Source organism: Streptomyces bottropensis ATCC 25435 (assembly GCF_000383595.1).
Taxonomy (GTDB): domain Bacteria; phylum Actinomycetota; class Actinomycetes; order Streptomycetales; family Streptomycetaceae; genus Streptomyces; species Streptomyces bottropensis.
The window spans coordinates 4,614,704-4,627,874 of sequence record NZ_KB911581.1 but is presented as its reverse complement, the minus strand read 5'-3'; the positions used below and the strand labels follow the sequence as shown (position 1 = coordinate 4,627,874).

Sequence of the window (13,171 nt, the reverse complement as noted above, 5' to 3'; positions counted from 1 at the left end):
CTCGTGCATCCGCCGGGTGCCCCGGGCCGGAAGCGGCCGATGCCCCCTCGTCCTCTCTGCGTCGTCCCTCTCCCCGGAGCCCGTCATGAACGTCTCGGTCGTCCTGTTCACCTGCGACTTGCGGTTGCACGACCATCCGCCGCTGCGCGCCGCCCTCGACGGATCCCGGCAGGTGGTCCCGCTGTTCGTGCGCGACCGGGCCGTGGACCGCGCCGGGTTCGCCGCACCCAACCGGCTGGCGTTCCTCGCCGACTGCCTGCGCGACCTGGACGCGGGACTGCGGGAGCGGGGCGGCCGGCTCGTGGTGCGCTCCGGGGACCTGGTGGAGGAGGTGTGCAAGGTGGCCGGCGAGGCGGACGCCGACGAGGTGCACCTCGCGGCCGACGTCAGCGCGTACGCCCACCGTCGCGAGGAGCGGCTGCGGCGCGCGCTGGAGGCCGAGGGCGTACGCCTGCACGTCCACGACACGGTGACGACCGCCGTGGAACCCGGCGCGGTGCTGCCGACCTCCTCGGACCACTTCGCGGTCTTCACGCCGTACTTCGCCCACTGGTCCCGGCGGCGTCTGCGGGACCCGTTGACCGCGCCGCGGACGGTACACGTGCCGGACGGCGTCGGCTCCGAGGAACTCCCGTCCCGCGCAGGGCTGTCCGGCCTCTCGCCCGGCCTGGCGGCGGGCGGCGAGAGGGAGGGCCGCGCCCGGTTCGCGGCCTGGCTGCGGTCGGGCGTCGAGGCGTACGAGGACCGGCACGACGACCTGGCGGGTGACGCGACCTCCCGGCTCTCGCCCCATCTGCACTTCGGCACCCTCTCCCCCGTCGAACTCGTGCACCGCTCCCGCCGGGTGGGCGGTCCGGGCGCCGAGGCGTTCGTACGGCAGGTGGCGTGGCGGGACTTCAACCGCCAGGTGCTGGCGGCGCGGCCGGCGGCCGCGACCGTGGACTACCGCGCCAAGCACGACCGTTGGCGGACCGCGCCGGACGAGGTCGAGGCGTGGCGGGCGGGTCGCACCGGCTACCCGGTGGTCGACGCGGCCATGCGCCAGCTCCGGCACGAGGGCTGGATGCACAACCGGGGCCGGCTCCTGACGGCGAGCTTCCTCACCAAGACCCTTTACGTCGACTGGCGGGTGGGCGCCCGGCACTTCCTGGACCTCCTGGTCGACGGCGACATGGCCAACAACCAGCTCAACTGGCAGTGGATGGCCGGCACCGGCACCGACACCCGTCCCAACAGGGTCCTCAACCCGGTCACCCAGGCGAAGCGGTACGACCCGCACGGGGAGTACGTACGGCGCTGGGTACCGGAGTTGGCGGACCTCGCGGCACCGGCGGTGCACGAGCCCTGGAAGCTGCAGGGGCTGGACCGTGCCGGGCTCGACTATCCAGAGCCGCTCGTCGAGCTGTCGGAGGGGCGGGAGCGGTTCCTGCGGGGGCGCAGTTCCTGATCCGGCCGGGCCGCTCGTCCGAACAGACCGGACAGCGCCTCCACCGCCTCTTCGAGCGAGGACGGCCGGACCGTCCCCGATGTGGGGCGCCCGTGCCAGCCGGGGCCCCCGAGCACGACGAGCGGCCGGCTGCGGGCGCCCTTGACGCCCCAGCGCATGGCTGCGACATGACGGGCCAGGGGCGGGCTCGCCGTGGAGCGGGCCTGTGCCCACAGGACCACGGCCGCCGGGCCGAGCCGCTCGACCGCCGAGGTGAGCGCCTCGGCGGGGACGGCCGCGCCGAACATCCTGGCGGGCAGGCCCAGTTCACCGAGTGCCGCGCCGAGCGCCTCCAGCGGCAGGCTGTGCTGTTCGCCGGGCACGCAGGCCAGGACGACCGGGCCCTGGGTGGTGGCACCGTGCGGGGGCGCGGGCGCCCGGGTGTGGCGGCGCAGGGCGGTGGAGACGTGCCAGGACAGCAGGTGCTCCACCTCGACGTAACGGTCGCCGGACGACGCCCACTTGCGGCCCACGGCGTGCAGCGTCGGCACCATCACGTCCTGCCAGGCGGCCGTGAGCCCGTGCCGCTCGACGGCCCCGGCCAACAGGTCCTCCACCGCCGGGGCGTCGAGGCGTACGGCGGCGCGGGCGAGGCCCCGGCACTCCTCGCGGGTGCCTTCTCCCGGGGACGGCCGGCCGGACGCGGGTGGCCGCCGCATGACATCCCCGTCCGGTACCTGTGCTCCTCCGCGCCCGTCCTCCGCGTCTCTCGCCGTCGGGGTCCCTGCCCCCGCCCGTGCCACGCGTGCCGCCTCGCCGGGTGGCAGCCCGGCGGACGTCAGCCGGCACATCTCCTCCAGCACCGCCACGTCCCGCGGGCTCCAGCGCCGGTGCCGTCCGTCCGCGCGGACCGCCGGCCCGATGCCGTAGCGGCGGTCCCAGGACCGCAGCGTCGTGGGCGACACGCCTAGCCGTCGTGCCAGGGCACCGCTGGTCAGGCCCGGATCGGCGGGGTTCTCCTCCCCGTACGCACCCATGGGGGCGATCATACGATGCACAACCGATGCGAGGTGAAGCGCTGCCTCGCGGGCTCGCACGATGGCGGCATGCGCACCGCCCGGCGGGAGGAGCCGCCCTCATGAGCCCTGCGTGTCCTGTCGGCTCTGTGGCCCCTGTGGGCCCTGTGGGTCCCGCCGTCGTACCCGCGGACGAGGAACTGGCGCGGGGCCTGGCGGCGGGCGACGACGACTGCCTGGCGGCCGCGTACCACCGCTGGTCCGCCCTGGTCCACGCTCTCGCCCGGCGTGTTCCTGGGCGTATGGCGCGGCCGGCACGGCTACCGGCCTGGGCGCGGCGCGGTGGGGGCCTGGATCGTCGGGACCGCCCGGCGCCGGATCACCGACGCCCTGTCCGCGCGGACCCGTCGTGCGGATCTGGTGACCTCGGTCGGCATGGCGCTCACGCTCGCCGACGAGCCCGTCCGCGCGTCGCCCCGAGGCACCCAGAGCGCGGAACGCACGGGTCTGCCGCTCGGCACGGTCTAGAGCCACACCCGGCGGGCGCTGCGCCGGCTGCACAGTCGCCTGAAGGACTCGGGCGGAGCATGAACCCACACAGCCGTGCAGGCATTCGATGCACAAACGTTTCAGGAGACCAAGTGCATCCGGCTGCCGCCCGGCCGAAGAAGAAGCAGGCGCGGGGTCCGAACGACCGGGTCACTCCGGTCGACGGCGCGACCTCCGCCAGGACCCGCCTCCGAGGAGCGGTCGGCGCTTCTCGGGGGCAGGTCCGCCCCCTGCACTCCCTCGACACCGACGACACCGAGGACTCCGACGACTACACATAAAGGTAAAATAAGCGCAGAATGAACGTACGCGGCGCTTACCGCATACCCCACCAGACGCGGTCAGGCCTGCAGAGTTCAAAGGAGTTCGAGTCATGGCCAACGTCTCACACAGGAGTGACATCACCAGCCACCCCGACGCACCCGAAATGCAGGCCCGGTTCGCCAGCATGCTCGGAGGCCGCGATGTGGCGCTCGTGGACGGACCGGTGTTCCTCCTCGGTCTGTACTGCGCCGTGTCCCCGTGGATACTCCACTACACGACGAGCCAGCCGGCGCTCGCGTCCCACAACCTCATCGTGGGCATCGCCATCGGTCTGCTGGCCCTCGGGTTCACCGCCGCACCGGAGAGAATGTACGGCCTGAGCTGGGCCATGTGCGCGCTGGGTGTCTGGATGATCGTCGCGGCGTGGATCGTCGGCGACAGCCCGGACGCCGGTGTCGTGGTCAACAACATCATCATCGGCTGCCTGGCACTGCTGCTGGGGCTGATGTGCGCAGGCGCCGCGGCCAAGGGCACCACGCGTGCGGGCCGCACGTCATAGGTGTAGAACTGGACGCCCGCGAGGGGTGACGGCGGCCGACCCGCTCAGGCGGGCCGGCCGCCGGCCGTCCGCACCGGCCCGCGCACGGTTACCCGCGCACGGTTATTCGCTGGCCCGCCGTCGATCGACGCCCCCAGACTGTCGCCGTGAGTCGAACCTTCAGCGCATGGGTGACCTCGGGTGCGGACTTCCTCGGGGTCACCGGTCCGTTCCCCGTCGACGTTCCGTGGTGGGCCGAGGTCGAGCCCGTCGTGGAGCGACTGGAGCACATCCTCGGGGTCCCGGTGTTCGTGCTGCGCCTGCTGCGGGTGGACGGCGGCGAGAGCGGCCGCGACGGGCATGTGACGTACCACGTGGAGGCGTCGGGACGCCCCCGGGCCGGGTCCCTGTGCCAACACCCGGTGGACCAGACCCTGTTGTGGACGGAGAACGCCCTGCGCTCGCCCTGGGCGCGGGCCGACGGGCTGCGGGAACTGCTGGACTGGGCCGCGCGCGCACTCGCCGCGCGGGGGCGGCCGGTGACGGGGCCTGTCGAGCAGCGGCGGACGTGGAACCTGGCGGGACTCTTCCGGCTGCCCACCGCCCGAGGGCCGGTCTGGCTCAAGGTGACTCCGCCCTTCGCCTCCGACGAGGCCGCGGTCATCGCCGCGTTCGCCGGGGTGGACACCGGCCTCGTGCCGACGGTCCTCGCCGTCGGCGAGCGGCGCGTCCTGCTGGAGCACATCCCGGGCGAGGACTGCTGGACGGCCGACGACGCCACGGTCGCGGCCGGGGTCCGCCGGTTCGTCGCCGCCCAGGCGGCCCTGGCCGGCCGACGCCCTCCAGGACTTCGCGACCGGCGGGACCGGTTCCTCGGCGATCTGGTGCGCGAACTGCTCGACGGGCGAGTGGAGTTGGGCCTCACCGACGAGGAGCGGGACCGGGCGCGGGAGCTGACGCACCGCTGGGACCGGCTCGCCGAATGCGGGCTGCCCGACACGCTCGTCCACGCGGACTTCCATCCGGGCAACTGGCGCAGCGACGGCCGGCCGGCCGTCGTCGTCGACTTCGCCGACTCCCACTGGGGCAATCCCGTACTGGACTGTCTGCGCCTGCACGACTTCCTCCCCGAGGCGGTACGCCCGACGGCCGTCCGTGTCTGGGCAGACGCCTGGCGGAGCCACGTCCCTGACGGCGACCCCGTCCGCGCGCTCGCCCTGGCCGAACCCCTGGCGCACCTCTCGTACGCCCTGCGCTACCAGGAGTTCCTCGACGGCATCGAGCCGTCCGAGCGGCCGTACCACGAGGGGGACCCGACGTCGGTGATCCGGCGGGCGCTGCGGTGCGCGGCACACCCGAGCCCCGACTTCGTCCAGGCGGGCGACCGAAGGGGCCGTGCCGGGGAGCCGTCCGCGTGACGACCGGGGAGCCGACCGCATGACCAACGGCGGGACCGCACGCCGTCATCGCCGCCACGGGCGGCCGGTCCCCCGCGACCGGGGGCTGCCGGACGGGTGGTGGCTGCCGGACGGGTGGTGGCGGGGGCTGCCGGACGGGGTGGTACCAGCGGCGGCGCCGGGCGCGCCCGGAATCGCGTTGCGGGGCCGCCCGCCCGACGGCTAGCGTCGCCGGGCCTCGTCATCCACCCGCCGACCAGCCTCGGAGCCCCCTTGCCCCCGCGCGTCACGCCACTCGTCGACCCCGCCGCCACCCCGTCCGGCCGCCGCCTCGCCTGGCTGGCGTCCGAGGCGGACGGCGTCCCCCGCGGATCCGTCTTCCTGCGGCTGTTCGCCAAGGAGGGGCAGACGCATCTGGCCGAGCTGGACGGCGCCGTACACCCGGCCGAGCGGCGGCAGGGCGTCGGCACCGCGCTCCTCGACGCGGCGGTCGGCTCCGCACGCGCCGACGGCCGGCGCGCTCTCATCGCCCAGGCCCGACAAGGCTCCCCGGGCGACGCGTTTCTGGCGGCACGCGGCTTCCGCCGGGTGCTGACCCTGGTGTACGCCCGGCTCGAACTCGCCGCGATCGACCCCGACCACGTCACGCGGATCCTCGAACAGCCCTGTCCCGGCTACCACTTGACCAGCTGGACGGGCGTCGTACCGGAGGAACTCGCGCGGAGCTACGCCGCGTCACGCCGCGCGATGGACGACATGCCGATGGGCGACACCGACTACGGGACGGTGGTCTGGGACGTGGAGCGCGTGGTCGCAGCCGCCGAGGCGATCGCGCAGCGCGGCGACTCGCTGTACACGGTGGCCGCGGTGCACACGTCGAGCGGCACCGTCGTGGGCTTCTCGGAACTCGTCCTGCCGGGCGACGGCGAGGGCGAGGGCCAGCACTACGGCACCGCCGTGCTGCCCGAGCACCGGGGTCACGCGCTGGGGCTCCGGATGAAGGCGAAGGCCGTCCTCCATGCCCACCGCCTGGCCCCCGCCCTGGCGCTGCTCACCGACACCGCCGAGGAGAACGCCCCGATGCGCCGGGTCAACGACACGCTCGGCTACCGGCCCACGCACACGTCCATCGAGTACCAGCTCGACCTGTGACGCGGTCGGCGCCGACCGCCGCCCGGAGGGTCAGGCGGCTGCCGTGCTCCCGACCGCGTACTCGTACGGCGTGGTGGTCGTGAGCGGCTCGAAGCCCAGGCGGGCCAGGATCGGACGGCTGGTGGCGAGCGCGTCGACCTGCACGTAGCGGTAGCCGCGGTCGGCGGCGACGCGGGCGCGGTGGGCGACCAGGGCCCGGTAGACACCGCGGCCCCGCCATCCCTCGACGGTGCCGCCGCCCCACAGGCCGGCGAAGCGCGTGCCGGGGACCAGTTCCATCCGCGCGGCGCTCACGGGTTCGTCGCCGACGAGGGCCACGACGGCCACGACCGACTCGGGGTCCCCGGTGAGCTGGGCCAGCAGCTGGTGGCGCATCCGGGTGCTGTCCGTGCCGAACGCCCTCTCGTGGACGTCGGCCACCAGATCCACGCCCGCGCTGTCGGTGACCGGGAGCAGCCGTACGCCCTCGGGCGGCTCGATGTCGAGGCTCAGGTCAGCGACCTCCGCGATCATCAGCGTCTCCTCCGGAGCGGCCGTGAATCCGGCGTCGCGCAGGCGCTGCCCCAGGTCGACCGGGAGATCGTGGCCGTACAGCTTCCATTCGAAGTCGCGGCCGAGGCCGGAGAAGTACCGGATCTGTTCGGTGATCGCCGCGTCCGCGCGTGCCTCGTCCAGGTCGGACCAGACGACACCGCTCCAGCCGTTCTCGAAACCGACCTGCCGCACCACCCCGCCCACGCGCTCGATCCGGGCTCCGGGCCCGTCGGGGCGGGCGCCCACCCGCATGTCCCGGTCGAACAGTGCCAGCACAGCAGCGTGATCCATACCGCTCACTCCATCACCAGTCGTTCGCCATGGCAACGGAATTCGCCCGCTTCTTCGCATCGGGAGCGATACGGGCGCCAGCGGCGCCGGAGATCCCTCGGTGGGTGGTCAACCGTGCACAGGCCCGGCAGGTGGCGGCTGAACTGGGCCGCCGACGGCGGTTGCGGTCGGTGGGGGTCACCGCTGTGGCCGGACGGCACGGTGCGGAGAGCTCCGGGAAGACCACGGCGGACGAGGCCCTCGCGGAGATGGTCTGGGCCGAAGAGGACCCCGGCCGTATGACGGCCGGGGTCCTCTGCCTCGTGCAGGTGCTGGCCCAGTCTCAGCCGGGGCGGCAGCCGCGGGCGCCTGCCTCCCCGCCGGCGGCCAGAACCACCGCGGTGGGTGTGTGCGGACCCGGTCCGGAGTTCCGGTCCCACCTCTTCTTCCGCGATGCTCTCCACTCACCTCCAGGCGTCGACCGAGAAGCTGCCGCCCGCGGGGCCCCGGACAACCGTGGCGGTCAGTTCCCTCACACGGTCGCCAGATACCGGAACGCCCGGGGTCTGGAAGATCCATTCCATCGTCTTGTCCAAGCTCACGTCCTTGGGTACTTCCCCGGAGTAGGGCTTGCAGTAGACGGGCGTGCCTGGTTCGCTGCGCCAGCTGTCGGCGAGCCTGCCGATGTCCACCGCGTCGTAGCCGAGGAGGTCGAGCAACTCCACGACCTCTGCCTTGGCGGCGGCGTCGTCGCCGGCGATCGGCATGGCACTGCGGTCCGGCGCACCCGAGGGGCGGGCAAGGCTGAACAGCTGGCTTGAGACGATGCTGTTGGCCGCCTTGACCACACGGGAGTCGGCCAGGTGTCGCTGCACCAGCTCGCTGCTCGTCAGCTCGTTCGCGTCCAGCTCGGCGATGCGGCCGTCGCGCTCCGGGTAGTAGTTCAGCGTGTCGATCACGACCTTGCCCGCCAGCGGCTGCGCGGGGATCTTCTCGTAGGCGCCCAGCGGGATGGACACCACCACCAGGCCCCCGGCCTCGGCGGCCTCGGCGGGAGTGGCCGCCCGGGCGCGGGGGCCGAGTTCGGCGACGAGAGCGGCGAGGGACTCGGGGCCGCGGGAGTTGCTCAGGACGACATCCAGGCCTGCGGCGACAGCAAGGCGGGCCAGGGTGCCGCCGACGTTGCCACAGCCGATGAAGGCGAGTGTCTTGTTCATGGTGCTCTGCTCTCCTATGGGATGAGGAAATGCCGGACCAGCCGCAGCCACGAACCGTAACCGGACCGGCTGGTCACTTTAACTAACGTACCACCTAACCGGACCGCTCGGTCATGTTGCGTAGAGTGGACCCATGAGCACTGAAGAAGAAGCCGTTGCAGCGCCGCCCGCGCGACGGATGAGAGCCGACGCGGTGCGGACGCGCAAGGCGCTGTTGAAGGCTGCCGCGGAGGTGTTCGCCGAGCACGGCGCGGAAGGTTCCATCGCGCAGATCGCGGCACGGGCGGGTATCGGAAAGGGAACCGTCTTCCGGCATTTCCCCACCAAGGAGGACCTGTTCGCCGCGATCATCAGCGAGGCCATCGACGGGCTGGTGACAGTGGGCCGCCGGCAGGCCGAGCAGGCCGACGCCGACACCGCCCTGCTGCAGTTCATGAGCGCCGGCGTCGATCTCTACGCAAACAACCGGGCGCTCGCGGAGGCACTCCGTATGGTGTCGGATGTTCGACACCCGGAGATACAGGCCGGACAGGAGCAGCTGGTCGCGACTGCCGAGACACTGGCGCGGCGGGCGCAACGCGACGGCTCACTCCGTGCGGACCTGAACGGGCAGGACGTGATGCTGCTGATCTGCGGCGTGTACTACACCGCCGCCCCCTTGCTGGCTGCCGATCCGTCGGCCTGGCGGCGCTACCTGCGGCTCACCTTCGACGGCATGTGCGCCACCGGCACCGGACCCCTGCCCCCGGCACTCTTCCACGACTCCCTGCTGCCGACGGTCCGGTAGGCCGACCGACATGCGCCAGAAGGTCACCGACGCACGGGCTGCCGACACAACCGAATCCGGCTCTCTCACCGATAACCGCTGTACCCCACCGTTCCGCCGCCCTCATGGTCGGCTAGCGCAGTGATCGTCCCCGGGGCAGTGGTTCGCTGAAGGCTTTTACCTGGACGACGTGGATCGGGACCTGATCACGTCGCGGCGGAGGAAGCCACCAGCTGGGATTCGCGACGCAGATGTGCACCGTGCGGTATGTCGGCCGGTTCCCGGTGGGCGATCCGCTGGACGTGCCGTGGTCGGTGGTCGAGCACTTGGCCGCGCGGTTGGGGATCGAGGACCTGTCATGCGTGAAGCGGTACACCGAGCGGCTGAAGACGGCGTACGAGAGGGAGATCCGGGACGCCTACGGCCACCACCCCATCGAGGATGCGGAGGGGCCGGAAGTTCCGGACGTTGCTGTTCGGCCGGTCGTGGACAGGCGCCGAGGGGCCGGTGGCGCTGTTCAACCGGGCGGTGGGGTAGCTGCGGCGCAACCGGATGCTGCTGGCGGGTGTCTCGGTGCCGGTCAAGCAGGTCGCCGCGGTGCGGTCGCGGAGAGGCGGCTGTACGCCACGGTCGCGGGTGCCGCGCGGCGGGCGGACGCGTCGTTGTCGGCGGATCTGGTGGCGCTGCTCGGTGTGCCGCAGGGGCGCAGGGTCTCGGCGCTGGAGCGGCTGCGCCGGCCGCCGACGCGCACGACGGGCACGGGCTTGGCCCGCTAGGGTCCGCAGCCCCTTCTTGCGATCTCCATGGTGGCGGGCTGGGGAGGATTGCCGGTCCATGGATATGTGGTCCTCTCCCGCCCCCGCCGATACACCCTCATAGTCGAGACTGCCGGGCGCGCCCGGCCCCTGCGGCGAGCTGATCCAGCAACGTACAAAATGGAGAGCCGAACGTGAAACCCACGAATGAGGACACTGTCGAGATCAGCAGGGCCGTGGCGCTGTGGGCGCACATCATGGACGACCATGAACTGGACCGTCTCGGCGAATGCCTCACCGAAGACGCGGTGTGGGACGGCAGCGTCTTCGGCGGCGACCCGGTCGTCGGGCTGGACGCGATCGCGGCCTTCATGAACGCCCCCGGACACGCGAAAGCGCACCACACGACGAACATCGTCGTGTCGGAAGGCCCGGGCGACGAGGTGCGGGCCCGATCCAAAGGTCTGAGCCTGCTGGAGGGCGGCGGTGTCGCCAGCGTCGTCTACGCCGACGACCTGCGACGCACCGATGACGGCTGGCGCATTTCCCGGCGGGTCATCCATCTCACGTGGCCACATCGCTTCTAGGGGTGCTTTCGAAAAGCCGGGTGCTTGCGGGCGAGTGTCATGCAGAGGGGCGACTTTCGGGCTGCTTCGCCCCCGCTCGGCCTGCCCATGAGAGGCGTCGATGGTGGCGCGGGAGAAGTCGAGACGGTCCGCCGCCCGCAACCCGTCCAGCAGCACCCGCTGGAGCTCCTCCCACACCCCGGCCTCCTGCCCCTCGGCCAGCCGCGATCTCCCGATGGTCCGGCACCTTCACGGCGACCACCACCAGGTCGATCCCGTCGGCCGCCGCCAGCTCTCCGGCCGTCCCGAAGGACTAGGCGACTCCGTACTTCTCCGAAGCCTGTCGCGCGGACTCGGCGCTGCTCGCCGAAAGTGCGCGCAGTTCGAAGCCGTCCAGCTGTTGCAGCGCGGGAAGGTGGGCCTGAGAAGCCCGGCCGCGCCTGGCGGAAAGACCGACGATGCCCACGCCAATGGGCCGACAATGACGGGTCACCGCGTCAGCCCCCGTCCCTCCTCACATGTAGATTGCGCGGTTCAGGCGGACAAGGTATTCCGCGTCTGGTTGCCCGCCGACCGGGAAGCGTTCCTGGAGCACGGCGAGCCCGAGGTCGCGCCGCTTCGGTGATCGCGCCGCGTCGGCCGTCGTCAGTGCGTCCGGCAGCTCCTGACGGGTGAGATCCGTGCAGTAGGCGGGGGTACCGGGCTGTTGCCGCCACGATTGCGCGAGCGGCCCCGTGGTGCGGGTGGGTGATGGCGGCCTTGTCGAACTGAGCGCCGTTCTTCGTGTTCGTCGTGTGCGTTCGCGGCGTGCCGGCGTTGCCGCTCTCGTGTCGTTGCGTGGGCGAGAGCCGCCTCGGTTGTCTCAGCGGTGGGCGGCGCGGTTCATCTCGACGACGTCGTCGACTGTGGGGTTGACGCCGAGGGCGGCGAAGCGTTCCGGGAGGCTGTCGCGGATGGCCGCGTCCTTATCGCGGTCGGCCGCGGCCAGGGCGGCGGGCAACTCGTCGAGGGTGAGTTCGGTGCAGTAGGCGGGGCTGTTCGGCTGCTGGCGCCAGGAGTCGGCCAGGGTGCCGGCGTCGTAGGGATCGAAGCCGGTGTCGTCCACCAGGCTCATGGCCACGCGCCGCGCCTCCTCGGTGTCGCCGGCGACGGGGATGGCGAGGCGGCCGGGTGTTCCCGCCGGGACGCCCTTGGTCCGCTGGGTTTCTGCCAGGGCGGCGTTCCACGCCTTGACCACGGGGCGGCCGAGCGACTCGGCGGTGTACACGCTCTCGACCTGGCCGTTGTCCACCGCCTCGATCGGCTCACTGAGCATGCCGGGGTAGTAGTTCGAGGTGTCGATGACCACCGTCTCGGCGGGGACCGACGCGAACAGGCCCGCCAGCCGGCCCGCCACCCCGAACGGGATCGACAGGACGATGACGTCCCGGTCCTGGACGGCGTCGGCGAGGTCCACCGCGCGGGCCCCGGACTCCAGCACCTCCGCCCGGACGGCCTCGGGGCCGCGGGCGTCGGCCACCTGGACGTCGTGACCCGCCGTGCTGAGCTTGGCGGCGAGGTTCCCTCCGATGGCACCGGTGCCTATGACAGTGATTTTCATGATGTATTCCTTGAGAGGTTGTGCCGTCCCTGAGGGCAGCGCGATGTGACGGCCGGGTGGTGGTGCAGCCTGGCGTTGCGGGGGGCAGGGCGGGGCGGGCAGGGCGGGGCGCCTGGCGGTTTACGCCTGGGTGTCCTGCTCGCGGTAGCCGCTCGCGATGAGCGTGCGGAGCCGGTCGAGCGACTCCTCCTCGGTGCCGGTGCCCTTGATCCAGGCGATGGAACAGGCCGCGAGGAACAGGTCGTGCCCCCGCACCGACGTACGCACGCGCCCCGCGCGCTGCGCGGCTCGCACGTACTGATCGGTGGCGGAGATGAGGATGTCGCAGGGGATCGTGAGCGGGTTGTCCGGCTCCTGCGCCCTGGCCGCGGCCATGAGCGGGTCCGGCAGCCCGCTGAAGGCGCTGAAGTACTCCTCCATCGCCCGCAGCCACTGCTCCAGCGCCTCGGCGGGATCGCCGAGCTGATCGATGTCCGCCTGACGGGCCACGAGTTCCTCGGAGCGCGTCTGGAGCACAGCCGCCAGCAGCGCCTCCCGGGTGGGGAAGTGCCGGTACAGGGTGCCGGGCCCCACCCCCGCCTCCTTGGCCACCGCCTCGAGGGAGGTACCGACCCCCTGCTGCAGGAAGTGACGCTGCGCGGTCTGCAGGAGGGCCGCTCGGTTGCGCTGAACGTCCGCGCGAGGCTTGCGTCCCCGCTGTTCACCGGCGCTCATGCGCCCTCCTGCCTGCCGTGATCTGGCGGCCGCATCAAAACGGATGCTGCCTCCGTACATGTTCGAGCGTAAAGCGGAGGCGGCATCCGGTCAAACCGGCGGCCCGACCACGGGAGCCCTGACCGGGCGGGGGCCGACATGTCTGGCCGCAGAGCGCAGGGCAGAAGCCGTGCCGGCTGCACCATTCCAGGGTGCCCTTGTCCGGCCCCTGCCGCGCGAGCCCGGTCCGGGACGTCAGGGGGTGAGCTGTCGGTGTCCGATGATGGAGAGCAGTTCGAGTCTGCTGTGGCTCTCCGTGCCGGGGCGGGTGGTCGGTACCACCAGGGTCTGGGCTCGGTTCTCGGTGTGCAGGAGCTGGGCGTCGACGTCGATGCGGCCGAGTTCGGGATGGACGATGGTCTTGCAGT

The 13,171-nt window shown here is 72.2% G+C and carries 14 protein-coding genes and 2 pseudogenes; 9 read left to right on the top strand and 7 right to left on the bottom strand.

The window, feature by feature from the left end; translation table 11 throughout:
* Positions 1–85 precede the first annotated feature (85 nt).
* The gene (locus STRBO_RS0120395; RefSeq protein WP_005474357.1) at positions 86–1,447 is read left to right on the top strand and encodes a cryptochrome/photolyase family protein; all 1,362 of its coding nucleotides are present in this window, start codon (positions 86–88) and stop codon (positions 1,445–1,447) included.
* On the opposite strand, the gene STRBO_RS40285 is transcribed toward STRBO_RS0120395, so the two are convergent.
* Positions 1,381–2,463, bottom strand: coding sequence for a MerR family transcriptional regulator (locus STRBO_RS40285; RefSeq protein WP_020114694.1), 1,083 nt, complete (start codon positions 2,461–2,463; stop codon positions 1,381–1,383). The two genes, STRBO_RS0120395 and STRBO_RS40285, sit on opposite strands and share 67 nt — an antisense overlap.
* A 267-nt stretch (positions 2,464–2,730) precedes the next feature.
* On the opposite strand from STRBO_RS40285, the gene STRBO_RS45660 reads away from it, so the two are divergent.
* The 5 genes from STRBO_RS45660 (at position 2,731) to STRBO_RS0120365 (ending at position 6,342) form a co-directional block, all read left to right on the top strand.
* The gene (locus STRBO_RS45660) at positions 2,731–2,970 is read left to right on the top strand and encodes a sigma factor (RefSeq protein WP_005474358.1); all 240 of its coding nucleotides are present in this window, start codon (positions 2,731–2,733) and stop codon (positions 2,968–2,970) included.
* Positions 2,971–3,083: 113 nt separating this feature from the next.
* A complete protein-coding gene (locus tag STRBO_RS0120380) occupies positions 3,084–3,272 on the top strand; it encodes a hypothetical protein (RefSeq protein WP_005474360.1) in 189 nt (62 codons plus the stop codon).
* 92 nt (positions 3,273–3,364) lie between these two features.
* Positions 3,365–3,814 (top strand): SPW repeat protein, encoded by a 450-nt coding sequence (locus tag STRBO_RS0120375; protein ID WP_005474361.1) that lies wholly within the window; start codon positions 3,365–3,367, stop codon positions 3,812–3,814.
* Positions 3,815–3,960: 146 nt separating this feature from the next.
* A complete protein-coding gene (locus tag STRBO_RS0120370; RefSeq protein WP_245170593.1) occupies positions 3,961–5,211 on the top strand; it encodes an aminoglycoside phosphotransferase family protein in 1,251 nt (416 codons plus the stop codon).
* Positions 5,212–5,463: 252 nt separating this feature from the next.
* Positions 5,464–6,342 (top strand): GNAT family N-acetyltransferase, encoded by an 879-nt coding sequence (locus STRBO_RS0120365; protein ID WP_005474363.1) that lies wholly within the window; start codon positions 5,464–5,466, stop codon positions 6,340–6,342.
* Positions 6,343–6,372: 30 nt separating this feature from the next.
* On the opposite strand, the gene STRBO_RS0120360 is transcribed toward STRBO_RS0120365, so the two are convergent.
* Together STRBO_RS0120360 and STRBO_RS0120355 are read right to left on the bottom strand one after the other, a co-directional pair.
* Entirely contained in the window at positions 6,373–7,167 is a 795-nt protein-coding gene (locus STRBO_RS0120360; protein WP_005474364.1) for a GNAT family N-acetyltransferase, read from the bottom strand.
* A gap of 443 nt (positions 7,168–7,610) precedes the next feature.
* A complete protein-coding gene (locus STRBO_RS0120355) occupies positions 7,611–8,363 on the bottom strand; it encodes an NADPH-dependent F420 reductase (protein WP_005474365.1) in 753 nt (250 codons plus the stop codon).
* Positions 8,364–8,496: 133 nt separating this feature from the next.
* Here STRBO_RS0120355 and STRBO_RS0120350 point away from each other — a divergent pair, with 133 nt between their 5' ends.
* From STRBO_RS0120350 to STRBO_RS0120340, 3 genes and pseudogenes are all read left to right on the top strand, one after another.
* Positions 8,497–9,150 (top strand): TetR/AcrR family transcriptional regulator, encoded by a 654-nt coding sequence (locus tag STRBO_RS0120350; protein WP_005474366.1) that lies wholly within the window; start codon positions 8,497–8,499, stop codon positions 9,148–9,150.
* A gap of 154 nt (positions 9,151–9,304) precedes the next feature.
* A pseudogene (locus STRBO_RS0120345) lies at positions 9,305–9,902 on the top strand (DUF4158 domain-containing protein); the annotation flags it as partial.
* A 176-nt stretch (positions 9,903–10,078) separates the two neighbouring features.
* Entirely contained in the window at positions 10,079–10,471 is a 393-nt protein-coding gene (locus tag STRBO_RS0120340) for a nuclear transport factor 2 family protein (protein ID WP_005474368.1), read from the top strand.
* 45 nt (positions 10,472–10,516) lie between these two features.
* On the opposite strand, the pseudogene STRBO_RS44130 reads toward STRBO_RS0120340, so the two are convergent.
* The 4 genes and pseudogenes from STRBO_RS44130 to STRBO_RS41790 all read right to left on the bottom strand — a co-directional run.
* Positions 10,517–10,675: pseudogene (locus STRBO_RS44130) on the bottom strand (IS5/IS1182 family transposase); the annotation flags it as partial.
* 637 nt (positions 10,676–11,312) lie between these two features.
* Entirely contained in the window at positions 11,313–12,050 is a 738-nt protein-coding gene (locus STRBO_RS0120335) for an NADPH-dependent F420 reductase (RefSeq protein WP_005474372.1), read from the bottom strand.
* 120 nt (positions 12,051–12,170) lie between these two features.
* Positions 12,171–12,764, bottom strand: a complete 594-nt coding sequence (locus STRBO_RS0120330) for a TetR/AcrR family transcriptional regulator (protein WP_005474373.1) — start codon at positions 12,762–12,764, stop codon at positions 12,171–12,173.
* Between the two features lie 234 nt (positions 12,765–12,998).
* On the bottom strand, positions 12,999–13,160 hold the full coding sequence (locus tag STRBO_RS41790; protein WP_280634027.1) for a hypothetical protein: 162 nt from the start codon (positions 13,158–13,160) through the stop codon (positions 12,999–13,001).
* Between the last annotated feature and the right edge of the window lie 11 nt (positions 13,161–13,171).